Source organism: Pantoea sp. PNA 03-3, assembly GCF_003201175.1.
GTDB lineage: Bacteria > Pseudomonadota > Gammaproteobacteria > Enterobacterales > Enterobacteriaceae > Pantoea > Pantoea stewartii.
Genome location: NZ_QICO01000001.1, coordinates 110,308 through 136,371, shown reverse-complemented (window position 1 = coordinate 136,371; position 26,064 = coordinate 110,308). Strand labels below are relative to the sequence as shown.

The 26,064-nt window shown below is 54.7% G+C and carries 23 protein-coding genes and 1 pseudogene; 11 read left to right on the top strand and 13 right to left on the bottom strand.

Going from position 1 to position 26,064, the window contains the following annotated elements:
* Positions 1 to 40 precede the first annotated feature (40 nt).
* Positions 41 to 499: a DUF986 family protein gene (locus tag C7433_RS00610; protein WP_033741922.1), complete on the top strand. Its 459-nt coding sequence runs from the start codon at positions 41 to 43 to the stop codon at positions 497 to 499.
* Here the strand turns inward: C7433_RS00610 and rlmA are convergent.
* The 5 genes and pseudogenes from rlmA to C7433_RS00585 all read right to left on the bottom strand — a co-directional run bounded on the left by rlmA (position 496) and on the right by C7433_RS00585 (position 3,630).
* Positions 496 to 1,305: a 23S rRNA (guanine(745)-N(1))-methyltransferase gene (gene rlmA, locus C7433_RS00605; protein ID WP_006119468.1), complete on the bottom strand. Its 810-nt coding sequence runs from the start codon at positions 1,303 to 1,305 to the stop codon at positions 496 to 498. The two genes, C7433_RS00610 and rlmA, sit on opposite strands and share 4 nt — an antisense overlap.
* Positions 1,306 to 1,441: 136 nt before the next feature.
* Positions 1,442 to 1,651 (bottom strand): transcription antiterminator/RNA stability regulator CspE, encoded by a 210-nt coding sequence (cspE, locus tag C7433_RS00600; RefSeq protein ID WP_001062678.1) that lies wholly within the window; start codon positions 1,649 to 1,651, stop codon positions 1,442 to 1,444.
* 36 nt (positions 1,652 to 1,687) lie between these two features.
* Positions 1,688 to 1,806 (bottom strand): annotated as a pseudogene (locus tag C7433_RS00595) (DUF2627 domain-containing protein).
* A 529-nt stretch (positions 1,807 to 2,335) separates the two neighbouring features.
* The gene (locus tag C7433_RS00590; RefSeq protein WP_110267433.1) at positions 2,336 to 3,340 is read right to left on the bottom strand and encodes an MBL fold metallo-hydrolase; all 1,005 of its coding nucleotides are present in this window, start codon (positions 3,338 to 3,340) and stop codon (positions 2,336 to 2,338) included.
* A gap of 17 nt (positions 3,341 to 3,357) precedes the next feature.
* Positions 3,358 to 3,630 carry a YebO family protein gene (locus tag C7433_RS00585; protein ID WP_006119471.1) on the bottom strand — a complete coding sequence of 91 codons (273 nt, stop codon included), beginning with the start codon at positions 3,628 to 3,630 and terminating at the stop codon, positions 3,358 to 3,360.
* 218 nt (positions 3,631 to 3,848) lie between these two features.
* Between C7433_RS00585 and C7433_RS00580 the strand changes: the two genes are divergently transcribed.
* Positions 3,849 to 4,088 carry a YobH family protein gene (locus C7433_RS00580; RefSeq protein ID WP_033741931.1) on the top strand — a complete coding sequence of 80 codons (240 nt, stop codon included), beginning with the start codon at positions 3,849 to 3,851 and terminating at the stop codon, positions 4,086 to 4,088.
* Between the two features lie 31 nt (positions 4,089 to 4,119).
* Here C7433_RS00580 and kdgR read toward each other — a convergent pair whose 3' ends face one another.
* Positions 4,120 to 4,914 carry a DNA-binding transcriptional regulator KdgR gene (kdgR, locus tag C7433_RS00575; RefSeq protein ID WP_006119473.1) on the bottom strand — a complete coding sequence of 265 codons (795 nt, stop codon included), beginning with the start codon at positions 4,912 to 4,914 and terminating at the stop codon, positions 4,120 to 4,122.
* 184 nt (positions 4,915 to 5,098) lie between these two features.
* Between kdgR and C7433_RS00570 the strand changes: the two genes are divergently transcribed.
* Positions 5,099 to 6,472, top strand: a complete 1,374-nt coding sequence (locus C7433_RS00570; protein WP_110267432.1) for an MFS transporter — start codon at positions 5,099 to 5,101, stop codon at positions 6,470 to 6,472.
* Positions 6,473 to 6,509: 37 nt separating this feature from the next.
* Here C7433_RS00570 and htpX read toward each other — a convergent pair whose 3' ends face one another.
* The 4 genes from htpX to C7433_RS00550 form a co-directional block, all read right to left on the bottom strand.
* A complete protein-coding gene (gene htpX, locus C7433_RS00565; RefSeq protein WP_033741934.1) occupies positions 6,510 to 7,391 on the bottom strand; it encodes a protease HtpX in 882 nt (293 codons plus the stop codon).
* Positions 7,392 to 7,636: 245 nt separating this feature from the next.
* Positions 7,637 to 9,682 carry a carboxy terminal-processing peptidase gene (gene prc / locus C7433_RS00560; RefSeq protein WP_033741935.1) on the bottom strand — a complete coding sequence of 682 codons (2,046 nt, stop codon included), beginning with the start codon at positions 9,680 to 9,682 and terminating at the stop codon, positions 7,637 to 7,639.
* Positions 9,683 to 9,701: 19 nt separating this feature from the next.
* On the bottom strand, positions 9,702 to 10,406 hold the full coding sequence (gene proQ, locus C7433_RS00555; RefSeq protein WP_110267431.1) for an RNA chaperone ProQ: 705 nt from the start codon (positions 10,404 to 10,406) through the stop codon (positions 9,702 to 9,704).
* Between the two features lie 96 nt (positions 10,407 to 10,502).
* Entirely contained in the window at positions 10,503 to 11,003 is a 501-nt protein-coding gene (locus tag C7433_RS00550; RefSeq protein WP_033741940.1) for a GAF domain-containing protein, read from the bottom strand.
* Between the two features lie 209 nt (positions 11,004 to 11,212).
* On the opposite strand from C7433_RS00550, the gene yebS reads away from it, so the two are divergent.
* From yebS to rsmF, 3 genes are all read left to right on the top strand, one after another.
* Positions 11,213 to 12,457: a membrane integrity lipid transport subunit YebS gene (yebS, locus tag C7433_RS00545; protein WP_033741942.1), complete on the top strand. Its 1,245-nt coding sequence runs from the start codon at positions 11,213 to 11,215 to the stop codon at positions 12,455 to 12,457.
* Positions 12,426 to 15,065: a PqiB family protein gene (locus C7433_RS00540; RefSeq protein ID WP_110267430.1), complete on the top strand. Its 2,640-nt coding sequence runs from the start codon at positions 12,426 to 12,428 to the stop codon at positions 15,063 to 15,065. The genes yebS and C7433_RS00540 overlap by 32 nt, the downstream gene beginning before the upstream one ends.
* 81 nt (positions 15,066 to 15,146) lie before the next feature.
* Positions 15,147 to 16,574 carry a 16S rRNA (cytosine(1407)-C(5))-methyltransferase RsmF gene (gene rsmF, locus C7433_RS00535; RefSeq protein WP_110267429.1) on the top strand — a complete coding sequence of 476 codons (1,428 nt, stop codon included), beginning with the start codon at positions 15,147 to 15,149 and terminating at the stop codon, positions 16,572 to 16,574.
* Between the two features lie 144 nt (positions 16,575 to 16,718).
* On the opposite strand, the gene C7433_RS00530 is transcribed toward rsmF, so the two are convergent.
* The 3 genes from C7433_RS00530 to C7433_RS00520 all read right to left on the bottom strand — a co-directional run bounded on the left by C7433_RS00530 (position 16,719) and on the right by C7433_RS00520 (position 20,682).
* On the bottom strand, positions 16,719 to 16,937 hold the full coding sequence (locus C7433_RS00530) for a DUF1272 domain-containing protein (protein ID WP_054633659.1): 219 nt from the start codon (positions 16,935 to 16,937) through the stop codon (positions 16,719 to 16,721).
* 79 nt (positions 16,938 to 17,016) lie between these two features.
* On the bottom strand, positions 17,017 to 18,396 hold the full coding sequence (locus C7433_RS00525) for an MFS transporter (RefSeq protein WP_039343111.1): 1,380 nt from the start codon (positions 18,394 to 18,396) through the stop codon (positions 17,017 to 17,019).
* A 255-nt stretch (positions 18,397 to 18,651) separates the two neighbouring features.
* Positions 18,652 to 20,682: a choline transporter gene (locus C7433_RS00520; RefSeq protein ID WP_054633657.1), complete on the bottom strand. Its 2,031-nt coding sequence runs from the start codon at positions 20,680 to 20,682 to the stop codon at positions 18,652 to 18,654.
* 258 nt (positions 20,683 to 20,940) lie between these two features.
* Here C7433_RS00520 and betI point away from each other — a divergent pair, with 258 nt between their 5' ends.
* The 5 genes from betI to mdtI all read left to right on the top strand — a co-directional run bounded on the left by betI (position 20,941) and on the right by mdtI (position 25,796).
* On the top strand, positions 20,941 to 21,534 hold the full coding sequence (betI, locus tag C7433_RS00515) for a transcriptional regulator BetI (protein ID WP_006120302.1): 594 nt from the start codon (positions 20,941 to 20,943) through the stop codon (positions 21,532 to 21,534).
* 17 nt (positions 21,535 to 21,551) lie between these two features.
* Positions 21,552 to 23,024, top strand: coding sequence for a betaine-aldehyde dehydrogenase (gene betB, locus C7433_RS00510; RefSeq protein WP_006120301.1), 1,473 nt, complete (start codon positions 21,552 to 21,554; stop codon positions 23,022 to 23,024).
* A 23-nt stretch (positions 23,025 to 23,047) separates the two neighbouring features.
* Complete coding sequence (gene betA, locus C7433_RS00505) at positions 23,048 to 24,730, top strand: choline dehydrogenase (RefSeq protein WP_054633655.1); 1,683 nt, start codon at positions 23,048 to 23,050, stop codon at positions 24,728 to 24,730.
* Positions 24,731 to 25,135: 405 nt separating this feature from the next.
* On the top strand, positions 25,136 to 25,480 hold the full coding sequence (gene mdtJ, locus C7433_RS00500; RefSeq protein ID WP_006120299.1) for a multidrug/spermidine efflux SMR transporter subunit MdtJ: 345 nt from the start codon (positions 25,136 to 25,138) through the stop codon (positions 25,478 to 25,480).
* Positions 25,467 to 25,796 (top strand): multidrug/spermidine efflux SMR transporter subunit MdtI, encoded by a 330-nt coding sequence (mdtI, locus tag C7433_RS00495; protein ID WP_033741950.1) that lies wholly within the window; start codon positions 25,467 to 25,469, stop codon positions 25,794 to 25,796. The genes mdtJ and mdtI overlap by 14 nt, the downstream gene beginning before the upstream one ends.
* Positions 25,797 to 26,064 lie beyond the last annotated feature (268 nt).

Sequence of the window (26,064 nt, the reverse complement as noted above, 5' to 3'; positions counted from 1 at the left end):
TTTTGGCGGTAACATCCACTGAAGCTCGAAAGGAAGCCCCATGTCATTGACGGACATCATCATCGCTCTCTGCATCGCTGCTCTGCTGGTGTTTGCGATCTACGACGAGGCGATTCTGCCACGACGTAAAGGCCCGACGTTGTTACGTGTGCCGCTGCAGCGCCGTCATAAAGCCGACAGCCTGATTTTTATTGGTTTACTGGTCATCCTGCTCTGGAACAACGTCACGCATCAGGGACCCGTGCTGACCACCACACTCTTGATGATGCTGTGCTTTTTGTCCTTCTGGCTGTTCTGGCTCCGCCGCCCCACGCTGGTCATGAAACGGGAGGGATTGTTCTTCGCGGGTATCTGGATCGCCTATTCCCGTATCCAGAGCATGAATCTGTCTGAAGACGGCATTTTAGTCATCCAGCTCGAACAGCGGCGCTTACTGATCGCCGTGCAGCAGCTTGACGATCTTGAGCGGATTTATCAAACCCTGGTCGAAGCGCGTTAGTCGCGTTGCCACAGGGTTATCACAAAATCCGCTTCGCAGTGAAACTGCGCGCTTTCGGCTAACGTCTGCCAGACGTCTGGCCGCGCGCGCCAGGCAAAGGGCGTCATCTGCAATAACGTGGTGGCGGCCTGTCCGGTAAGGGCCATCGGATAGGTTAACGCATGCCGGGCACGTTGCTGAAAGCCCTGATACACTTTCCCTTCCGGTGCGTGCAGCTGAACATCGCGATAGATCAGCGCTTTGAACTGCGCCAGATGGTGCGGGCCCGGCGTAACCGTTAACAGGTATCCACCGGGTTTGATGACGCGATTAAGCTCCGCTTCATTACAGGGCGCATAGATGCGAACCACTGCATCAAGGGAATGGTCCGCAAACGGCAGACGCTGACTGGAGGCGACACAGAACAGGACCTGCGGATAGCGCTTCGCCGCGAGCCGAATGGCCATTTTGGCCACGTCCAGGCCAAAGACCTTGCCCGCTGGCGCAAAGTTATCCGCCAGCGCACCGGTGTAGTACCCTTCCCCACAGCCTGTATCCAGGATCTGAGCGGCCGGTACCTGCAGATGCTGATTCAGCACGTCAACCACCTTGTCCCGCAGGGGCTGATAGTAACCGGCCTGCAGAAAGTCACGTCGCGCCTGCATCATCTCCGCGCTGTCGCCCGGCTCGCGGGAGCCTTTATGTTGAACGGGCAGCAAATTGACATAGCCCTCTTTCGCCTGATCGAACTGATGGCGATTTTCGCAACACCAGCTGCGTTCGGTCAGGTTCAGGGAAGAGTGACAAAGTGGGCAAATCAAGGACATAAGGCGCTCCGGCATCTATCGACGCGCAGCAGTGTACTCGACAGGGAACCCGAGCGAAAGCGTAAAAAAAGCCTCGGCCAGAAGGCCAAGGCTTTAATATCTGAGACCGGGCGCAGGGCACCCGTCTGAGGCGAAATCAGATAGCAGTAACGTTAACAGCTGCCGGGCCTTTCTGGCCGTCCTGAATTTCGAACTCAACGTTTTGGCCTTCGGCCAGCGTTTTGAAGCCGTTGCCCTGAATAGCAGAGAAGTGTACGAACACGTCTTTGCTACCGTCAGCTGGAGTGATAAAACCGAAGCCTTTAGACTCGTTGAACCACTTAACCTGACCTTTAATCTTTGCCATTTTACTAATTCCTTAAAGTGTTTATTTGCCCGGAGGCTAACCTACAGATAAAACAGAGACATTACTGAATGAGGCACTGATTAAAGTTCGGCAAGGAAGCGGTATTCAACGTCAACGTCTTTACTCGTAACTTCTTTACTGAAGATGCCATACATAAACAGAACTGTACCTCGTTTAACCCACGAATTGTTATCACATATCCGCTAAATAATGGCAAGCCATTTTTAATATGTCGATCGTTAGTTTTTGCATAATTGCAGGGTAGCTCCCAGAGAATGTACTTTATGGTACAAAATGCTGCGAACCGAAACCCAGCGACCGTCATAACTTCACGATAAAATAAAGGCTTCCTGCATCCCGGATGGGATAACGTACTACTTTTCCTGCTTTTATCATGATGTATGACAATAAATAAATTACATTGCACTAATATGGCAATAATGCACCAAATAAAGGAATGGATAAGGGGAACGGTAAACCCGGACGGCTTCATCTTGTACAGCTTTTATTATTTCGTACAAATATAAAAATTATTATTAGTAAAATCAAAAGTTGAGACTTCCCCTCCGCACTAATCATTTTCTTGACAGCTGACGTTTGAATTACCCCGCGCGCATAAAAGAAATAAAAAGCGAATACGCCGGAGCCTTGCCGTTTCACAAACACAGGGCCCCGTATTTCGGATTAGGTCGGATTGAGATCGCTCAGACTGTGGCTCGCCCCAATTTTCCAGGGCGCAAAATTTTGCTGACCCTCGCCGCTCTGCGCGAGTGCTCGCTGGAGTTCAGCCGGGGGCGCATCCAGTGACTCATCCGCCAGTTCGAAAACGCCCCAGTGAATGGGAAGGGTCAGTGGCTGACCTATCGCGCGCCACAACGCCACCGCCTGCTGGGGATCCATGTGTTGTGCCCCCATAAACCAGCGCGGAGCATAAGCGCCTATCGGCAAAGCGGCCAGATTAAAGGGGCCATAATGCTGCGCAATCGCCAGAAGACTGTCGCTGTAGCCGCTGTCACCGGAAAACCAAAACCGCAGCGAAGCGGTCCTGATCACCCAACCGCACCACAGGGTTCGGTTGCGATTAGTAACGGTGCGCATGCTCCAGTGGCGCGCAGGGACCGCATCAAACTGTATTCCCGCAAACACTTTATGTTGCCACCAGTCAAGCTCATGCACCTGTTTGACCCCATGACGCTTACACCACTCCGCCAGCCCCAGCGGCACCAGAAAAATAGTGTCCGGAAAGCGGCGCACAATCTGTTTGATGGTAGGCTTATCCAGATGATCGTAATGATTATGGGATATCAGGACGTAATCCAGCCGCGGTAACTGGTCAATGGCCAGCGGAGACGGCGTTTTACGTTCAGGCCCGATAAACGGCAAAGGGGAAGCCCGCCGGGACAGCGCGGGATCAATCAGAATATAGTGTTGGTTTATGCGCATCAGCAGCGCCGCATGGCCCAGCCACCAGAGACGGTCATCCTCCCCGTTCAGATCGGCAGGTTGCCACCACTGCGTAATAAACTGGTCATAGCCCTGACGAGGCGGATGGGGTAATCCCTGGGCTTTGCGTTCACGTCGCCAGCGCTGCAGGTCACCTTGCTGGCGGCTGTCGGGCTCAGGGTTACGAAACCCCTCAGCGGTGTGATGGGGTTTACTGCTGTCATACCAGGGATTTTTCCAGGCCATCCGGCCTCCATGCAGGGTTAACGTTCCGGGATTAAACGAATCAGTCCGTCGTTTTCCGACGGCGCTTCGGGGGACGGCTCATCTGCACCATTCTGCGCCTCAATCATCCGCCTCAGCAGTGCATTCTGTTTCTTTTGCTCTTCTAACAATGACGTCAATAACGCAACCTGTTCGTTCGCCCGAACGCTGGCGCGATTAACGTAAAACCACAGCATTAATGCCACAATCAGCGCCAGCAGAAAAACGCCGTAACTGATTACCGGTCCCGCATTCGCGGCTAACTCATTCATAACTGCCTCAAGATACCTGATGAAATCACAAAAAAAGAACGACCGTCTATTCTACTCCGCGCCGCCGCAAAAGATAATGGTGACGTCAGCGATATAGCGCTTTCTGCGCTTTCAGTTATCTCTGATCGCATCCTGCCTGAAAGCGAGGCATGCTAATCCTGTACATCATGTTAAGCAGCAGTCACTGGAACGCTGCGTGGGTATCATAAGGAGATACAATGAAACTCTTCATTCGGGCGATTATCGTTATCGGCATCCTCTGGCTGGCTATGCTGTTCACAGGTTACGGCGTGCTGGCGGGCAGCAACAAGAATGCCGCGGGACTGGGGCTGAAATGTAACTATCTGACCGCCAGAGGGATGGTGACCGCGCAATATCTGCATACAGACAGCGGCGTGGTGGGCGTGACGGATTGCCCGCTGCTAAAGAAAAGTAGCGAAGTGGTCGACAACGGATAACGGAGGAGCGGGCCAACTGGCCCGCTTTTTTTTAACCCCCGTCATTGCCGGTATAGCCCAGCTCTGACGAAAGACGTTGGCCCGCTTCACGTAACAGCGTCACATACTGTTGCTTGTTCGCGGCAGAAAAGCGCAGCGTGGGAAAGGAAAGGCTCAGTCCGGCGACGGCAACACCAAAGCGATCAAAAACGGGCACGGCGATGCAGCGCACGCCCACCTCCTGTTCTTCGTTATCCTCACCATAACCCTGTGCCCTGACCTGACCCAGTGCTTCGCGTAACGCGCCTGCGTCCGGTAAGGTGTTGGCGGTGTTAATAGTGAACGTCATACGCTCCAGAATGGCATTCACCTCCTCCCGACTGCGCCAGGCCAACAACACTTTTCCCAGTGCGGTGGAGTGCAGTGGATTGCGGTGACCAATACGTGAGGCCATACGCAGGTTATACAGCGAGTCAATTTTATGCACATAGACCACGCTGTCGTCATCCAGCGCGCCCAGATGGATTGTCTCTTTGGTCAGACGCGATAACTCGCGCATGTGTACATCGGCGCTGCGGATAAGATCGCTATGCTGCAACGCGTTGGATCCCACCTCAAACAGTTTCAAGGTCAGCGAATATTTCTCACTTTCCCCTTCCTGCGCGACATAACCTAATGCTTTCATGGTTTGCAGGAATCGGTAGACCGTACTTTTGGACATCATCAGCCGTTGTGCCAGCTCGGTAATACCGTGATCGCGCTCTTCGCTTAATGCCTGCAAAATCCCGAATACTTTTTGCACCGAAGAGACGGCATCCGGCTGTTTATCCTTTTCGTCAGCGGCCATTTGTCACCCTGAATACGTGTTTCAAAAAAACTGGAACAGAGTTGCAGTATAGAGTGACAGCGCCGATCCCGGCAATCTTCCGGGTTTGAAACATCTCTAAAATATATTTTTTCCGTGGGTACGATGCAATTTGGCGGCCAATTGATTAGCATGATGATATTCACACTCTTTAATATTAGCCTCTATGTCACTTTCCTCTTCTGACGGCGGACTCGCAGTACCCCAGCGCTACTGGGCTATTCTGACGATCGCCATCGGCCTTATCATGGCGGTACTGGATGGATCGATTGCCAATGTCGCGCTGCCAACCATCTCACGTGAGCTACAGGCCAGTCCGGCCCAGTCAGTATGGGTGATTAATGCTTATCAGATTGCCATTGTCGCCTCGCTACTGTCGTTGTCCTTTTTAGGCGATATCGTCGGCTACCGCCGCGTGTACCAGGCAGGGCTGGTGGTGTTTGCCATCACGTCGGTGTTTTGCGCCCTTTCGCCCTCCCTTCCCCTGCTTACGCTGGGCCGGGTGCTTCAGGGCCTGGGGGGTGCGGCGATCATGAGCGTTAACACCGCCCTGATTCGTATCATTTATCCCCCACGTTATCTGGGCCGCGGCATCGCGATCAACGCCCTGCTGGTGGCGATCTCGACGGCTGCCGGCCCCACGGTTGCGGCAGCCATCCTCTCATTTGCCAGCTGGCGCTGGTTGTTCCTGATCAACCTGCCCCTGGGCGTTGTCACGCTCTGGCTGGCGTTACGTTATCTGCCGGATAACCCGCAACGGGCCAAAACACAGAAGTTTGATGTCACCAGTGCGGTAATGAATGCGCTCTTTTTCGGCCTGCTTATTTCGGCGCTGGGTGGCTTTGCCCAGGGACAATCGATCTGGCTTATCGCAGGAGAACTTATCACGCTGCTTGTGGTGGGCTACTTTTTTATCCGACGCCAGCTGACGATGGCCGTGCCGTTGCTGCCGGTTGATTTGCTGCGCATCCCTATTTTTGCCCTGTCGATGTGCACCTCCGTCTGCTCTTTCTGCGCGCAGATGCTGGCGATGGTATCACTGCCCTTCTACCTGCAAAGCGTGCTGGGGCGTACAGAGGTCGAAACCGGTTTATTGCTTACGCCGTGGCCGCTGGCCACCATGCTGCTCTCACCGGTCGCGGGACGTTTAATTGAACGAGTGCATGCGGGCTTACTCGGGGGATTAGGGCTGGCCCTGTTTGCCATCGGGCTTTTTCTGCTGGCTCACTTACCTGCGAAGCCAGACGACATGGACATTATCTGGCGCATGATGCTGTGCGGGGCGGGCTTTGGCCTGTTTCAGTCCCCGAATAACCACACCATTATTACCTCCGCTCCGCGTCAACGCAGCGGTGGTGCCAGCGGTATGCTGGGCACGGCACGGTTGCTGGGTCAGAGCAGCGGTGCCGCACTGGTGGCGCTGATGTTCAACTGGCTGGGCAATGACGGCACCCATGCGGCGCTGTTACTGGCGGCTGGATTCTCAACCGCAGCGGCCCTGCTCAGTCTGTCGCGCATAAAAACACCGCGCGTACAGTGATAAAAAAAGGCGACTTCTCAGTCGCCTTTTTGCCGGGTTACTTCAGGTATTCGCCGCTACGCAGCGCTTCAATACGTTTATCTAACGGGGGATGCGACATAAACAGCTCGCTGAATGACTTCCCTTTACCGTTGATACAAAACGCCATCATGCTGCTGGGCTCCTGCGGCTCGTAGCTGGTTTTCAGGCGCTGCAGTGCCGCAATCATCTTCTCACGGCCCACCAGTTTCGCTGAACCGGCATCCGCATGGAACTCACGGTGACGAGAGAACCACATGGTAATGATGCTGGCAAGGATACCAAACACCAGTTCCAGCACCATAGAAACGGCAAAGTATACCAGCGGATTACCGTTGCTGCTTTCTTCCCCATCGCGGTTACCAGACATGAAGCCTGCCGCAATCTGCGCCAGAATACGCGAAACGAAAATCACAAAGGTGTTCACGACGCCCTGAATCAGGGTCATGGTGATCATGTCGCCGTTGGCAATATGCGCGACTTCGTGCGCCAGCACCGCTTCAGCCTCGTCGCGGCTCATGTTTTGCAGCAGCCCGGTCGATACAGCCACCAGTGACGCATTACGGCGGGCACCGGTTGCAAAGGCGTTGATGTCAGGCGCGTGGTAAATCGCGACCTGCGGCATCGCAATACCAACCTGCCGGGCCTGCTGGCTAATGGTCTCTAACAACCAGCGCTCGGTTTCGTTGCGTGGTTGTTCAATCACTTCACCGCCGACCGAACGCAACGCCATCCACTTCGACATCAGCAGTGAGACAAACGCACCGCCGAAGCCAAACAGACCTGCCATAATCATCAGGCCCTGAACACTGCTTGACTGAATTCCTGTCAGGCTGAGAATCAGCCCGAATACCAACATCACTGCCAGGTTGGTCAGCAGGAAAAGAGCAATACGCATCATAACGGTTAATCATCCTCAGTAGTTCATGCGCTCATGCGCGGATACATATCCTATGAGCATTGTGCGGGTTTTCAAGCGACCTTAACGTTTAAGTGCCTAAAAAGACATAACTTTACAATATGACATAACCTTTACCGCAACCCTACTGAATGCGCGCAGTACAACACATTAACGTAACGCATCCTTGCCAGACTTATCATAAAAAAAGCACCGCAGTGCGGTGCTTTTTATTAAACCAGAACGTATCAGTTGCTTTTCGCTGCGGACGCGTCGGGAAGCGTCTTTTCCAGCTGCGCCAGATCGTTGGCAATCTTGACGGTTTCATCCAGATAAGGATCGGGTTCTTTGTAATCCTTAGGCAGGTCATCCAGGCTCTTCAGCGGCTTTTTGCCTTCGGCCTGATAGCGCGCATTAATGCGTTCCAGACGCAGCGCATCGTCTTCGTGGTTCTCTTTCTCGCGTTGAGCAAGATTGAGCGACACGATATTGCGCTTGTCCTTCATGGCATTAAAGCGGGCAATGTCCTTCATGATGTACTGGAACTCACGATCTTTCGCGATACGTTCATCATGTTCTTTCGTCAACTGCGGCACCAGCGCTTTCACATCCCCGGTTTTCGCGTAGGTGGCAGCCGTGATGCTGTCCCACGGTAAGGCGTTATCTTCAAACTTCTCGCCTGTCTCCGCCGCTTCAACGCCGGTAGGCATCAGCAGATCGGGGGTGACGCCTTTACGCTGTGTACTGCCACCGTTAATACGGTAGAACTTCTGAATCGTGTACTGAACCGATCCCAGCGCAGGCCATTCCGGACGCAGCATCTGATCGTAAATGCGGTTCAGCGAGCGATACTGCTGAACGGTGCCTTTACCAAAGGTCGGCTCGCCAACAATCAGCGCACGCCCATAGTCCTGCATTGCCGCCGCAAAGATTTCAGAGGCAGACGCACTGAAGCGGTCAACCAGCACCACCAGCGGCCCTTTATAGTACACAATGCCGTCGTTATCGCTGTCCTGACGTATGCGACCGTTATTGTCGCGCACCTGCACCACGGGGCCACTTGGGATAAACAGGCCAGACAGTGAGACCGCCTCGGTCAGTGCGCCACCGCCGTTGGTCCGCAGATCAATCACGATGCTGTCGACATTCTGCTTTTGCAGTTTCTGCAACTGCACTTTGACATCATCGGTCAGGCCCACGTAGAAGCCCGGAATATCCAGTACGCCGACTTTCTGTTTGCCCACATTGTGAATACTCATCTTAACGGCGCGATCTTCCAGACGGATTTTCTCACGCGTCAGTGTCACAATGCGGGTTTTAGTACCTTTACCGGCAGGCAGGATTTCAAGGCGAACCTTACTGCCTTTCGGTCCTTTAATTTTGGCGACGACATCATCCAGACGCCAGCCAATCACATCTTCCATTGGCTTGCCTGGCTCACCGACGCCGACAATACGATCGCCAACGGTGATGGCTTTACTTTTCGCCGCCGGGCCACCTGCGACCATAGAATTGATCACGGTATAATCGTCATCCATCTGCAGTACGGCGCCAATCCCTTCGAGCGACAGGCTCATTTCAGTATTGAACTGCTCGGTATTGCGCGGCGACAGATAGTTGGTGTGCGGATCGATTTCGTGGGCAAATGCATTCATTGCCAACTGGAACACATCTTCGCTGTTGCTCTGTGCCAGGCGACGGATGGCGAAGTTATAGCGTTTGGTCAGCACGTCACGAATTTCTTTTTCGTCTTTACCGGCCAGCTTCAGGCTCAACTCATCGTATTTCACCTTGGCATCCCACAGCGCATTTAATTCGTTCTGGTCTTTCGGCCAGGGCGCTTTGGAACGGTCAATATCGATGGTGTCATTACCGGTAAAGTTCATCGGGCGAGCCAGGACCGTGAGCGCGTACTGATAGCGTTCGAAGCGGCGTTTCTGGGCCAGATTATAAAGATCGTAAAAAATATCCAGCTTACCGCTACGCAGTTCGTCACCCAGCTGTGTTTTCTTGCTGGCAAACTGTGCTACATCCGACGCCAGCAGCACGTTGTGGCTGTAGTCGAGCATGTTGAGGTAGCGGTCAAAAATTTTGGCGGAAAACGCCCCGTCCAGATCGAACTGACGATAGTGAGAACGCGTGAACCGTGAGGTGACGCGCTCGCTGACGGTAGGATCCTGGGGATCTTCATGCAACTGAGGAATTTGATCGGCACGAGTGATGTTCTCGGCGGCAAAGGAAGGGCCTGACAACAGCAGGCCCGCGATCAATCCAACTTTTAACAAGGTGTTCATGCCGGGGTCAGCCTCCGTTTCAGAACTGCAGGTGTTCTGCGCGCACAATCATTGCCATGCCGGAAGCGAGCTGTACCCGGACGCCGTCTTTAGAAACTTCCAGAACGGTTGCGTCCATTGCACTTTTGCCTGCTTTAACTTTAATACTCTGGCCGGGTTGCAAAGTTGAGGTATCAGTGATGGGTTTAGCCTGCTGCTGCTCCGGACGGGGTGCCGGTTTGCGATGCTGCGATGCAGTAGGACGCTCAGCAGACTGCGGACGCGGCTTACGCGCGGCGTCACCCTCTGCGGCTTTACGCGGAGCAGGTTTGCGTGGACGACGTGGCGCGCTGGCCCCTTCTTCGCCCTCACCGGCTTCACGACGCGCGGCCCGCTGCTGATCGCGTTGCGCCTGAACACGCGCTTTCGCGTCTTCCAGCTGCTTGCGGGCATGCTCAACGTGCTGCTCATCGAGAACACCGCACGGATTGCCGTCGAGATCCACGCGGGTCGCACTCGCTTTAATACCGTACAGATAGCGCCAGCTGGAGGTATAAAGACGTAATGCTGAACGTAACTGTGTTTTGCTCAGGTTCATTTCGCCCTGAACGCGCTCGACCAGATCCTGAAAGATACCGATTTTGAGCGGACGCGCTTCACCTTCAGCGCTAAAGCAGTGCGGAAAGCGCTCCGCCAGAAAGCTAATGACTTCTTTACTGCTATTCAACTTAGGTTGATTTTCCATGAAATTTCCTGATTACTACGGGTTTGCCGACCAGAGCAGGCATGAACAGGCGACATTATAATGACAACATCGCTAAATGCCATGCAATCCAGTCGATTAGCTACGCGTCAGCTGCAAATATTTTTCTAAGTCCGTGTTCGCGAGCACGTCGCAAAGCCCGTCAGTCAAGGCTACCAGCCCTTTTTCATCATCACTATCAAAGCGATTGTATTCCACACTGTCGATATCCAGCACGCCCACAACGTGACCGTTTACTTTCAGAGGAATCACAATTTCAGCATTACTGGCCGCATCGCAGGCGATGTGCCCCGGAAACGCATGCACATCATCTACACGCTGGACCTGATTTTGCGCCAGCGCTGTACCACAGACACCTTTACCCACGGGGATGCGCACACAGGCAATTTTACCCTGGAACGGGCCAAGCACCAGTGTGTCTGCTTCCGTCAGCAGGTAGAAGCCTGCCCAGTTCACGCCTTCGAGACGTTCATACAACAGCGCGCTAAAGTTACCCATCGCGGCGAGGAACGCCGTTTCTCCCGCCAGCAAGGCGCGCATATCGCGATCTAAATCGGCGTAAAAGGCAGTTTTGTTCATTATTCAACCGTTACCAGTGACATCCGGGCGGCTAACCACTCCGCCAGTTAAAAATAAGCACTAAAAATCCATAGCCATAAGGTGAATCATAGCGTTAGTTACTATAACCTTAACATTCTGTGGATCGAAGCGTGATACCCGAAACAGGTACACAGCAATGTCTTAACAACCCTTTGCGTAAATAACAATAAGCGAACCCTGCACTCTTTATGAAAATTCACGCGATTAGCGAGACATTGCCCCACGCACGTTATCAGCGTTGTCCGCAATGCGATACCCTTTTTTCCTTACCAGATGTGAAATCGCATCAGTCGGCACATTGCCCCCGTTGTAATGCGCAAATTGTCAGCGGCTATGACTGGTCGATGACGCGTCTGCTGGCGATGGCGGCCACCATGCTGGTCCTGATGCCGTTCGCCTTCAGCATGCCGTTGATTGATATCCGGCTGCTGGGTATGCGCATTAACGCCAGCCTGCTGGAAGGCATTGTGCAGATGACGCTGCAGGGCAACGTGTTAACGGCCTCCATGGTGGCGTTCTGTACTATCGGTGCACCCGTCACGCTTGTGGCCGGCATTGGCTACCTGGCGCTGGGCCAGCGTTTGGGCATGAATCTGCGCCCGGTTCTGCTGATGCTGGAGAAGCTGAAAGAGTGGGTCATGCTGGACATTTTCCTGATTGGCATCGCGGTGGCGTCGATTAAAGTTCAGGAATACGCCGATCTCGAAATGGGCTACGGTCTGGTAGCCTACATTGCCCTGACCGTCCTGAGCGTGATGACGCTGATTCATCTCAATATTGAGCAGCTATGGGAACACTTTTATCCGCAACAGCCTCAGGTGACGCGACGGGAGGATCTGCAGGTTTGTCTCAACTGCCATTATACCGATGTTCCCGACGCACGAGGCCGTTGCCCCCGCTGCCATACACCGCTCGACTTCCGTCGCCGTCACAGCCTGCAAAAATCCTGGGCTGCGCTCATCGCCTCCATTGTGCTGCTGATCCCGGCCAATCTGCTGCCCATTTCGGTGGTGTACCTCAATGGCTCGCGGCGGGAAGATACGATCTTCTCCGGCATTCTTTCCCTCGCATCCGGTAATATTCCGGTCGCCGCCATCGTCTTTATCGCCAGTATCTTAGTGCCCTTTACCAAGGTTCTGGTCATGCTGGCGCTGCTTCTCAGCATTCATTTTCGCTGCGAGCAAGGCCTGAAAACCCGCATCCGTCTCCTGCGTTTTGTAACCTGGGTCGGTCGCTGGTCTATGCTGGATCTGTTTGTCATTTCGTTAACCATGTCACTGGTCAATCGTGACCAGTTACTGGCTTTTACCATGGGACCTGCCGCGTTTTACTTTGGCGCGGCTGTGATCCTGACCATTATGGCCGTTGAGTGGCTGGATAGCCGCCTGCTCTGGGATGCACATGCAACAGGAAACGCCGACTACACCGACTAATGCTACGCTGCGTAATAAGCGTAAAATTTCCCCTTTTTGGCTGCTGCCCGTTATCGCCATGCTGATTGCGGGCTGGCTGCTATGGACGAATTTTCAGGAGCGCGGCACTACAATCACCATTAATTTCCAGACGGCAGATGGGATTGTGCCCGGGCGCACGCCTGTGCGCTATCAGGGCGTGGAAGTCGGTACCGTGCAGGGCATCAACCTGAGCGACGACTATCGCAAGATACAGATCAAAGCCAGTATCAAAAGTGATATGCGTGATGCGCTGCGTGAGAATACGCAATTCTGGCTGGTGACACCGAAAGCCTCGCTGGCCGGGGTTTCCGGCCTTGATGCGCTGGTCGGCGGTAACTACATCGGCATGATGCCGGGCGATGGTAAAGAGAGCGACACCTTCACCGCCCTGGATACGCAACCGAAATACCGTGTTAATACCGGCGAGCTGATGATCCACCTTCATGCACCGGATCTGGGCTCGCTGAATACCGGCTCACTGGTCTATTACCGCAAAATTCCGGTAGGCCGCGTGTACGACTACAGTATCAACGGTCAAAACAACGGCGTGTCAATTGACGTGCTTATCGAACGTCGCTTCGTCAACCTGGTGAAAACCAACAGCCGTTTCTGGAACGTGTCCGGCCTGAACGCCGATGTCAGCCTGAGCGGTGCCAAAGTGCAGCTGGAAAGCCTGGCGGCGCTGGTCAATGGCGCGATTGCCTTTGACTCGCCCGAAGGCGCGGAAGCCGCAAAGAGCGACCAGAATTACACCCTTTATCCTGACCTGGCTCACAGCCAGCGCGGTGTGCTGATTAGCCTCGACCTGCCCAACGGCGATAACCTGTCGGCTAACCGAACGCCGCTAATGTACCAGGGTCTGGAAGTCGGGACGCTCACCAAACTGAATCTGCAGGACGGCGGCAAAGTCACCGGCGAGATGACGGTTGATCCGTCTGTGGTCGGCCTGATGCGCGAAGGCACACGCATTGAAATGCACAGTCCGAAACTCAGCCTGACTGACACCAGCCTGAGCAGTCTGCTGACCGGCAATACCTTTGAACTGGTGCCCGGCGACGGTCCACCCGCACAGCATTTTACCGTGGTTGCGCCTGACAAAACGCTGCTACAGCAACCCAATGTGCTCACCGTAAAACTCAGCGCGCCGGAGAGCTATGGCATCGATGCGGGGCAACCGCTGATGTTATACGGTATGAAAATCGGCCAGGTCATCTCGCGCGATCTGGATGAAAATGGGGTGAATTTTGTTGTGGCAATTAATCCTGACCACCGGCAACTGGTGCACAGCGACAGTAAATTCATCGTGAACAGTCGTCTTGATGTGAAATTCGGTCTGGACGGCATGCAGGTGCTGGGAGCCAGCGCACGTGAATGGGTCGATGGCGGTATTCGTCTGGATCCCGGCAAGCGCGGCGCGCCAAAAGCCACCTATCCGCTGTTTGCGGATGCGGAACGTGCGGAGGAAGGTATTGTGGGTGACGGTCCGTCGACCACGCTGATGCTGACCGCGAAAAGTCTGCCGGATGTTCAGGCGGGATCTGTCGTGCTGTACCGCAAGTTCCAGGTGGGCGAAATCACGAAAGTCACACCGCGCGCGGATGCGTTTGATATCGCCGTTCATATCAAACCGGAATACCGTAAGCTCCTCACCAACGAAAGTGTCTTCTGGGCGGAAGGCGGCGCACGCGTGCAGCTTAACGGCAGCGGATTAACGGTGCAGGCCTCCCCGCTGAACCGGGCTTTAAAAGGCGCGATCAGCTTTGACAACCTGACCGGGGCGAAAGTGGATAAAGGCGTAAAACGCGTGCTTTATCCGTCCGAAACGGCCGCTCGCGCGGTGGGCAGCCAGATTACCCTGCACACTTATGATGCCAGCAAACTGTCCGCGGGCATGCCGATTCGCTATCTGGGCATTAACGTGGGTCAGATCGAATCGCTGTCGTTGAGTGATGACAATAATCAGGTGGTGGCCAAAGCCGTACTTTACCCTGAATACGTGCAGAACTTCGCGCGCGTCGACAGTCGTTTCTCCGTGGTGTCGCCCGAGATTTCGGCCGCCGGGGTGAATCATCTGGAGACGATCCTGCAGCCTTACGTTAACGTTGACCCGGGTAAAGGACGCGGCGCGCGGACCTTTGAGCTGCAGGAAAGCACCATCACCGACTCGCGTTACCTCAACGGCCTGAACATCTATGTGGATGCCACCGAAGCGGGTTCTCTGTCATTAGGGACGCCGGTCCTGTTCCGGGGCGTCGAAGTCGGTACCGTGACCGGCACCTCGTTGGGTAATATGGCGGATCGCGTGCAAATCGCCCTGCGCATCAGTAAGAAATATCAGCATCTGGTACGTAATAACTCGGTGTTCTGGCTCGCCTCCGGCTATAACCTGGACTTTGGGCTGATTGGCGGTGTGGTGAAAACCGGTACCTTCCAGCAATTTATCCGCGGCGGCATTCAGTTTGCTACGCCACCGACGGTCCCGCTGGCCCCGCAGGCGAATGCGAACAAGCACTTCCTGCTGCAGGACGAACCGCCGAAAGAGTGGCGTAACTGGGGTACGGCCATTCCTGACCCGAACCAACCTTAATCCTTCCAAAACGGGCAGCCAGGCTGCCCGTTTTCTTTCCGCGTGTTACACTCCCGCCTTTGCCTCAAAGAGAACTTATCCGTGTCCGACGCCGCTTCACGTTTTCCTGCCGATTTCCTTGACCTTATGCGCCAGAGCCTGCCCGATGAGGCCAGCCTGCAGCAGTTTATCGACATTAGCCAGCAGCCGTTACGCCGCAGCCTCCGAGTCAATACGTTAAAAATCAGCGTCAGCGCGTTTCTGGCCCAAACGGCTCAGTACGGCTGGCAGCTTACGCCGGTGCCGTGGTGTGAAGACGGCTTCTGGATCAGCCGGGAGGATGAAAGTTTACCGTTGGGTAGCGTGGCAGAGCATCTGAGTGGCCTGTTTTATATTCAGGAAGCCAGCTCGATGCTGCCGGTGACGGCGCTGTTTGATGCCTGTCCCGATGCACAGCATGTCATGGATATGGCGGCCGCCCCCGGCTCGAAAACAACACAGATTGCCGCCCGAATGCACAACCAGGGAATTGTCCTTGCTAATGAGTTCTCTTCCAGCCGGGTAAAAGTGCTGCACGCGAACATTACCCGCTGTGGCGTGACCAATACCGCGCTGACTCACTTTGACGCCCGCGTCTTTGGGCCTGCGCTGCCGGAACAGTTCGATGCGATCCTGCTGGATGCGCCCTGCTCTGGCGAAGGCGTGATACGTAAAGATGCGGATGCGCTGAAAAACTGGTCGCTTGCCAGCACCCACGATATCGCCCAGACCCAACGCGATCTGATTGACAGCGCGTTTCATGCCCTGAAGCCTGGCGGTACGCTGGTGTACTCCACCTGCACACTCAATCCGATCGAAAACCAACAGGTTGTGGCCTGGCTGCTGGCGCGCTACCCCGCAGCCGTCGAGGTTGCGCCGCTGACGACGCTGTTTCCAGGCGCAGAACAGGCAGCCACGCCCGAAGGTTACCTGCACGTCTTTCCTCAGCTATTTGACAGTGAAGGCTTCTTTGTCGCGCGGTTACGCAAAATCGCCTCTGTTGAGCGGCTGCCTGCGCCGACATACAAAGTCGGCAAGCTCCCGTTTACCCCCGTAAACCGCAAACTGGAAAACGATATTGTTCAGGCGGCCGCGAAGGTGGCGCTTCAGTGGGATGAGCGCCTGCAACTGTGGCAACGCGATAAAGAGATTTGGCTGTTCCCCGCCGACATCGTCCCGCTGTTAGGGCAGGTCCGTTTTTCGCGGATTGGCCTGAAACTGGCTGAAACCTTTGCGAAGGGTTATCGCTGGCAACATGAGGCCGTTGTCGCGCTGGCGTCACCACGTCCAGCGCAGACAGTCGAACTGAATGAGGCGGAAGCGGAAGCGTGGTTTCGCGGTCGCGATATCTACCCTGAAAACCCGCCCACCGTTGATGAGATGATTGTGACCTATCAGGCTCAGCCGCTGGGGCTGGCAAAACGGGTTGGTAGCCGGATTAAAAACAGCTATCCGCGCGAACTGGTGCGCGACGGTCGGCTATTCCGTTAAGCCGTCACATCCTGCAAGTGACACTGTCACGCATGCGGCTCTGTTTTGCTGATAGCAGCGCCAGAACCGTCGTTCAGCCCGGACGGACCTGCACAAGCGGCAGGCATCGCGCCGGCGCATTCTGGCGCGATGCATGCTGATAACTCAGGCGGTGCGCGCTTTCGCCGGATGGGTCAGCAATTTGGCGGCGGGCCGGATGGGACGTCGCACTAATTCTCCCCCGCAGTTGGGACAATGCCCCTGCAGATGCTGCTCAGCGCAGGTCGCGCAGAAGGTACATTCGAACGAACAGATGCGCGCATCACGCGATGCCGCAGGCAGATCGATATCACAACGTTCACAGTTTGGGCGCAGTTCTAACATGACATTCCCCCTTGCGGTAACGGCTTTCAGCGTGGCAAAACCCATACTGCTTGTCGAGGATTTTCATCGCCCGTAACGCTTATCCGTCAGAAGATGTGGAACCTGACGTGGCCCTGCTGCGGCTTTCATCGTCGCGCGCCTGGGTCACGTCGCCTTCGTCCTCATTCTCACCCTCGTCCTCTGCGCCCTCCTCATCACTGGTGACCATCGCCGCCTGAATCGCCTCGTCTTCCAGCACCGGGTTAAGCGCCGCGCCTAAAGGCGAGGTAGCCAGGCTGTCCGGTAACACCACGTGGGGCAAAGGTACCTCGGTAGTCGGTAACGGAAGCGGCGCTTTCTTCACATAGCTCAGCACAGCAATCAACAGGGTGCACACCGTGAAGAACAGATAAAGCATGTTACTGCCGAAAGGCTGCATCAGCGAGCCCACCAGCAACGGGCCGATACTGGCTCCGATACCAAACGCCATCAGCAGACAGGCCGTCAGTGAAACGCGCTGCTCCGCCGCCACCTGATCGTTTGCCAGCGCCACCTGCAAAGGATAGAGGGCAAACTGCACCATGCTGGCAAGAAAGGCGATGCCGAGCACCCAGTGAAATGACAGCCTGGGCAGCAACACCAGCGGCAAACAGGCCAGCGCCAGCAGCGCCGCAATATAAAACAGCAGCCGCTGACGATCGTAACGGTCGGACAGCCAGCTTAAAGGAAACTGCGATACCAGCCCGGCAAAGATCGTCAGGCTCATAAAAATACCGGTCTGCGCATCGCTGAATCCCTTGCTGCTGGCATACACCGGCGCCAGGCCATAAAAGGCGCCGACGACCATACCGGTTAATAAGGTGGTGCTGAGTAATTTAGGGATGGTGCGAAGAAAGTAGCCCAGTTCCATCGGCGCAGGTGACATCGCGCGAACATGCGTGCGCGTCGTCAGCGCAATCGGCACCAGACAGAGGGCAAAACAGAGCGCCACGATTAACAACGTCTGAAGACCAAAGTCACTTTGTAAGGTCAGCACCACCTGACCGCTACTTAAGCCAAGGTAGGTCGCCACCATATAGAAGCCAAAGATTAGCCCACGCTGTGACGATTCCGCCTGGTCGTTAAGCCAGCTTTCCAGCACCATATACTGGCACATCATGCACAGCCCGATGATCAGGCGCAGGAAAACCCAGAGGGGGATAAAATCTGTCAGCCCGTGTCCGATCACTGACGCCGTAATAATGCCGGCACAGGCTACATAGGCACGAATATGACCGACGCGCGCAATCAGGTTGTGGCCCACCTTGCCACCGATCACCAGGCCAATATAGTTTGCCGCAATGATGGCCCCAATCAGCGCACCATTAACCTGATCATGGGCCAGACGCAGTGACACGTAGGTAGTGAGTAACCCTGAGCCCAACAGCATCAACAACGTGGTGGTGTAAAGCGGCAGAAATGTTCTGAGAATTTTTCGCATACGACTCCCTGTCCACAACAGTCATTGGTGTCCTGTAAAGTTTAAAGATAGTTGAATTTGCCCCGCTTTAGGTCGGGACAATTCCGACAGTAAACTCCCGTTGTCACGTGGACGGCAGTGATGACACATTTCCCTGTCCCCGGATGTATCGTAGGCCTCCGGCAAAACCTGACTGGCTGTGGACCATGTTTACGCGGCCGGGTTTTCCGTCAGCCATAAAAAACCCGTTAACCTGGCGGCTAACGGGCTGTGGGTTCAGGCGCTGGGGAACGTAATGTTGCTGCCCGGTGCCTCTCGATGCAGATGAATAAAGTTCAAGTGGCGCTCATACTGATCGAGTATATCGATGATCACCTGCTCTTTGCTGTAATCCATCAGGTCATTACCCTGACTGCCCTCCAGCAGGAACGTCTCCAGCCGGTAATAGGTAGATTTCCCGCTGCGCGCGCGGTAGGTAAAGCCCGGAATGGAATACTGCTGTGGCCAGACCTGATAGAGGAAATCCTGCTCCTCGCCCAGTTGTACGCGCAGGTCCAGATAACCCAGAGGATGCTCCCCGTCGGCGGCCACGCGGTCCAGCGTGACGCGCGCGCCACGCAGCTCCAGCTCTTTTGCCACGTCCTCCATGGCGGGAAAGATCGTGTCATCCATCATTTTCAGGGTGTAGCGCGAGCCAGGATAGTTCATCAGACGCGACAGACGTTTTTTCCAGGTCAGGCGGTCAGTGGCATGTGCCAGATAAGGCGCCGTATCCCGCGTCGCACTCACGCGGCGATAATCTTCCACCTTGAGCGATTTATACAGCCCTGCCATCACGAAGAAGATGACGAAACTGAACGGCAGCCCCATGATGACCGTGGTATTTTGCAGCGCCGTAATGCCGTTGGTCATCAGCATACTCAGCGTCAGGACGCCGATGGCGACTGACCAGAATATACGCAGCCAGTTCGGCGCATCACTGTTGATGTCTTTCAGTTTGGAGGTGAAATTACCCAGCACTAGCGAACCGGAATCCGCCGAGGTCACATAGAACAGCATACCGGTAATGGTCGCGACGGAAGCACTCAGCTTGAAGGCCGGGTACTGCGCCAAAAGACTGTAGAAACCGCGTTCCGCATGGCCCATCACTTCCTGTGCAAAACCCGCATCGCCATGAAGGATTTCATACAGGGCCGCGTTACCGAAGACCGACAGCCACAGTAGCGTAAAGGTAAAAGGAATCACCAGCGTACCGAGCACAAACTCACGGATGGTACGGCCACGGGAGATACGTGCCAGAAACAGGCCCACGAACGGCGACCAGGCCACCCACCAGGCCCAGAAAAACAGGGTCCAGCTGTTCATCCACTCTGTTGGCCGGTCAAAGGCAAACGTATTCAGCGTCATGCCCATAAAGCGATTGATGTAATCCCCTACGTTGAGCACCAGTGCGTTAAGCAGGAAGCCGGTATTGCCAGCGAACAGGACGAACAGAATCAGGCCGAGAGCCAGCGCCACATTCAGTTCCGATAAAATACGAATGCCTTTGTCAACGCCCGACGTCACGGAAATGGTGGCAATAATCACCGACAGAATAATCAATGCCGTCTGCGCCGTTAATCCTTCCGGAATATCGAACAGGACCTTCAGCCCATAGTTTAACTGCACCACACCAATTCCCAGCGTGGTAGCGATACCAAAGATCGTCCCAATTACCGCGGCAATGTCTACGCTGTGGCCGATGGGACCGTTAATGCGTTTACCAAAAATGGGATACAGGGCGGAACGGATGGTTAAGGGCAGATTGTAGCGGTAGCTGAAATAGCCAAGGGCAATCCCCATCAGGGCGTACATTGACCAGCCGGTTAAGCCATAGTGGAACAGAGTCCAGACCATCGCCTGACGGGCCGCTTCAAGCGTTTGCCCTGCCCCTTCCGGCGGCTGCATATACTGCGAAACCGGTTCCGCCACCGAGAAAAACATCAGGTCTATCCCGATACCGGCGGCAAACAGCATTGCCGACCAGCTCAGTATGCTGAATTCCGGTTTCGACTGCTCAGGCCCGAGTTTAATGGAGCCAAAACGGGAACAGGCGATATACACCACGAACACGATGTAAAGCGTGGCGGCCAACATGTAATACCAGCCAAACGCTTCGGACACCCAGTTTACCGCCCTCAGTATCCAGTTGGCGGCTTCGCTGCTGAATAAAATAGTGATGAGTGAAAAGGTCAGAATCAATCCTGCGGAGGTGTAGAACACCACGGGGTTGATTCTGTCTTTTTCACTCGCTGGTGGACTCATCATCGTTTACCTCTGGTTGTTGGCTTATCAATTTTGCAAGAGTTCAAACCGGTAAAAACATCCGGTGTCCCGAGGGGTAAGTGTTTTTTACGCTTCGTTTCCTGCCGTTACATTCTGGTCAAAACTAACGAATCTGCCACACTTACCGCTTCACTTACTCAACTTTTAAGACACAGCATCCTAACAAGGTTTCTATTTATATTGAACATCCAATCAAAAAAAGATTAAATAGGGGACTGATTTTGGGTGGGAGCGAACGCAATGCCAAAGGTAGGGATGCAGCCAATACGACGTCGACAGCTGATCGATGCGACGCTGGCAACGATAAATGACGTAGGTATTAATGATGCCACCATTGCTCAGATTGCCCGACGCGCGGGCGTGTCAACCGGCATCATCAGCCACTATTTCAAGGACAAGAACGGATTGCTGGAAGCCACGATGCGCGACGTCACCCGGCAACTACGTGAGGCAGTTGCCCGTCGCCTGCAGCCGTTAGCCAACGCCCCCGCCGAAGAACGACTGCGCGCAATCGTTGAAGGAAACTTCGACGAAAGTCAGGTCGAACGCGCAGTGATGAAAGCCTGGCTGGACTTTTGGTCAAGCAGTATGCACCAGCCTCAGCTTCAACGTCTGGAACGGGTCAGTCATCGCCGTCTTTTTTCATCGCTGGCCGTGGAGTTTCGCCGCCAGTTGCCCAGGGACAGGGCCAGGCTTGCCGCTCACGGGCTGGCCGCCATGATTGATGGCCTGTGGCTACGCGCAGCATTAAGCGGTAAGCCCTTTGACCCGACGACAGCACGGACACTGACCACTCAATTTATTCGCCAGCAGTTAGCAGGCGAACACGCGTAACGGAACCAGGAGAAATTATGTCCCGATTCACCGAACAACACCTCTACATCAATGGTACTTATGTTGCCGCGACGTCTGGAGAAACCTTCCAGACGATTAATCCGGTCAACGGCGAAGTACTGGCTGATGTCCAGATTGCCGGGCGCGAGGATGTCGATCGCGCTGTAGCAGCGGCCAGAAAAGGGCAAAAAATCTGGGCAGCCATGACCGCCATGGAACGCTCACGCATTCTGCGTCGGGCCGTAGATATTCTGCGCGAGCGCAATGATGAGCTGGCTGAACTGGAAATGCTTGATACCGGTAAGCCGTTCAGTGAAACCGCCAGCGTCGACATCGTTACCGGTGCCGATGTGCTGGAGTATTACGCTGGGCTGATCCCTGCGCTGGAAGGCCAGCAAATTCCTCTGCGTGATACCGCGTTTGTGTATACCCGCCGTGAACCCTTAGGCGTGGTCGCCGGTATTGGCGCGTGGAATTACCCGATTCAGATTGCCCTGTGGAAATCTGCCCCGGCCCTCGCCGCAGGCAATGCCATGATTTTCAAACCCAGCGAGGTCACACCGCTGACGGCCCTGAAACTGGCTGAGATTTACACCGAAGCCGGTGTGCCGGACGGCGTTTTCAACGTGCTGCCCGGTACCGGCGCGGTTACCGGTCAACTGCTTACCGAGCATCCGGGTATCGATAAAGTGTCATTTACCGGCGGTGTCGTCAGCGGCAAAAAAGTCATGGCAAATGCGGCAGGATCGACCCTGAAGGACGTCACCATGGAGCTGGGCGGCAAATCCCCGCTGATCATCTTTGATGACGCCGATCTCGATCTGGCCGCCGACATCGCCATGATGGCTAACTTCTACAGTTCCGGCCAGGTATGTACCAACGGTACCCGCGTTTTTGTCCCGGCCGCATTGCAGTCTGCGTTCGAAGCCAAAATCGTAGAACGTGTTGCCCGTATCAAAGCGGGCGATCTGCGCGATCCCGAGACGAACTTTGGTCCGCTGGTCAGCTTCAGCCACCGTGACAACGTGATGCGCTTTATTGAGTCCGGTATTGCAGAAGGTGCCCGTCTGCTGTGTGGCGGTAAACGCTTAACCGGTGACGGGTTTGATCAGGGCGCGTGGGTGGCACCAACCGTATTCAGCGACTGCCGCGACGACATGAAAATTGTCCGTGAGGAAATTTTCGGGCCGGTGATGTCGATCCTGAGTTACACCTCGGAAGAGGAAGTGATACGTCGCGCTAACGATACCGAATATGGTCTGGCCGCGGGTCTGGTGACCCGGGATCTGAATCGTGCGCACCGCGTCATTCATCAGATTGAAGCGGGCATCTGCTGGATTAACACCTGGGGTGAATCTGCCGCTGAAATGCCTGTCGGCGGTTACAAGCATTCTGGCGTCGGTCGTGAAAACGGCTTGATGACGTTGCAGAATTACACCCAGGTGAAGTCGGTTCAGGTTGAGCTGACGCGCTTTCAGTCTGTCTTTTAATCCCCTTACCTGAGGAGCGACGAATGGAATTTGATTACATTATCATTGGAGCCGGATCCGCAGGGAATGTGTTGGCCACCCGACTGACTGAAGACAGTAGCGTGAATGTTCTGCTGCTGGAAGCGGGTGGGCCTGATTATCGTTTCGATTTTCGGACGCAGATGCCCGCGGCCCTGGCGTACCCTTTACAGGGAAAACGGTATAACTGGGCGTATGAAACTGAGCCTGAGCCGTATATGAACAACCGCCGCATGGAGTGTGGTCGGGGTAAAGGCCTGGGCGGTTCTTCGCTGATCAACGGCATGTGTTATATCCGGGGTAACGCGATGGATCTGGACAACTGGGCAAGCATGCCCGGCCTGGAAAACTGGAGCTATCTGGACTGTCTGCCCTACTATCGCAAGTCAGAAACGCGCGATACCGGTGCCAATGACTACCACGGCGGCGATGGTCCGGTCAGCGTGACCACGCCGAAGAAAGGCAACAACGTGCTGTTTGAAGCAATGATTCAGGCAGGCGTTCAGGCCGGCTATCCGCGCACAGATGACCTGAATGGTTATCAGCAGGAAGGCTTTGGGCCGATGGACCGCTTCGTCACGCCAGAAGGCCGACGTTCCAGCACCGCGCGCGGTTATCTTGACCAGGCGAAACGCCGACCGAACCTGAAAATCGTGACCCATGCCACCACTGACCGTATTTTGTTTGAAGGCAAGCGTGCAATTGGCGTGGAATATATGATCGGTGACAGTAATACGCTGCACACCGTTCATGCGCGACGCGAAGTGCTACTGTGTGCGGGTGCCATTGCTTCGCCACAAATTTTACAGCGCTCGGGTGTGGGATCGTCCGAACTGTTACAGCAGTTTGACATCCCGGTCGTCCATGACCTGCCGGGCGTAGGTGAGAACCTGCAGGATCACCTTGAAATGTACCTGCAGTATGAATGCAAGGAGCCCGTCTCTCTGTATCCCGCACTGAAGTGGTGGAATCAGCCGAAGATCGGCGCAGAGTGGCTGTTTAACGGCACGGGCGTGGGTGCCAGTAACCAGTTCGAAGCGGGTGGTTTTATTCGCAGCCGTGAAGAGTTTACCTGGCCGAATATTCAATACCACTTCCTGCCGGTAGCGATTAACTACAACGGCTCGAATGCGGTCGATGCGCACGGTTTTCAGTGTCACGTGGGCTCAATGCGTTCACCCAGCCGCGGACATGTGCGCCTGAAGTCCCGCGATCCGCGTCGCCATCCCGCAATTCTGTTCAACTATATGTCGCATGAACAGGACTGGCATGAGTTCCGTGATGCGATTCGTATCACACGTGAAATCATCAATCAGCCCGCGCTGGATAAATACCGTGGCCGTGAGATCAGCCCGGGCATTGAATGCCAGACGGACGAGGAGCTGGATGAATTCGTGCGTAACCATGGCGAAACGGCTTACCATCCTTGCGGAACCTGTAAGATGGGTAACGACGAGATGGCGGTGGTTGATGGCGAAGGCCGCGTACATGGACTGGAAGGTTTGCGCGTGGTCGATGCATCCATAATGCCCTTAATTATTACGGGCAACCTGAATGCGACCACCATCATGATCGGTGAAAAAATCGCCGACTGCATCCGTGGTCGTCAACCGCTGCCGCGCAGTACCGCAGACTACTATGTTGCAGGCGATGCACCAGTGCGTAAGGCACCTGAGCGGTCAGCCTGATCGCCTCCCTGACCTTAAGCCGGACAACTGTCCGGCTTATTTCTTTTTTCTGCACTTATCACCTACATTAATCAGAATAATAAGCATGATTGCTCTGATTTATGTCAATTCAACTTACAATATCGCGCTGTGCTTTTAACGCCGGTGGTGGTATAAAGTGTGGGTGTTTATTATCGGAGGCTTTACCCGTCCACTGAAGAGAAGCAATAACGTGGATGCATTGTGTAATTATGAGCAGGATGTTCATTCCCCGTTTTACCGCCCTTTCGTTCCTCGCATTACTCAGCGTTAACGCCCTCGATCAGCACTGGCGCAGCGCGCTTTAGTCCCCTTTCCGCTCGTTTATTCCTTTCTGCCGTGGCATCACGGTGGGTTAATTACGACGCTAGTTGTGGAGAAAAAACCATGCGCGCATGGGGATTATTAGCACTCGCTATTGTTGCGGAAATCATGGGTACCCTGACCATGAAATGGTCCAGCCTGAATCAAAGCCAGAGCGGCTATCTGATTATGCTGGGCATGATTGCCTGTTCGTATATCTTCCTGAGTTTTGCCATCAAACGTATCGCACTGGGGGTCGCTTATGCCCTCTGGGAAGGTATCGGCATTATGCTGATCACGCTGTTTAGCGTGCATCTGTTTGATGAAACCGTATCGCCGCTGAAAATCTGCGGTCTGGTCACCTTGATTGTCGGCATTCTGCTGATGAAAACCGGCAGCAAGAAGGAGGCCGATCATGACCCTGCCTGATCTGATTCATTTTGCCTGGCTGGCACTGGCTGTCCTGCTGGAAATTGCCGCCAATATCATGCTCAAGTACAGCAACGGTTTTAAAAAGCCCCTGCCCGGCATCGCGTCGTTGGGCTGTGTGCTGCTGGCATTCAGTGCGCTGTCGCAGGCCGTGAAAGGTATCGATCTTTCCGTGGCTTACGCGCTCTGGGGCGGGTTTGGTCTCGTCGCCACCGTTGCTGCAGGCGGCATTCTCTTTGGTCAGCGCCTGAACCGCAAAGGCTGGGCGGGCCTGGCTCTGCTGTTGCTGGGCATGGTTATGCTGAAACTGGCCTGAGAACAGGGGACGCAGACGTCCCCTTTCCGCCCTTTACCCGTACGTCTGCAATGCCGTCCTGCCCTGCTGTTTATGAAAATACGTCCCTCTTATCCGCAGTGGCAGGCACGTCTGAGAAAGGGATAGACCTTTGCCATCGACAGTCACTTCTGAGCCACTCAAAGGTGTGTGTATTATCACGCAGATCGATTATTCATCATAATGTCAGAATCCTCTTACTTTTATCATTGCAGGTGGACTTGATCCGACTGTTAGGGCTTAGTGATGC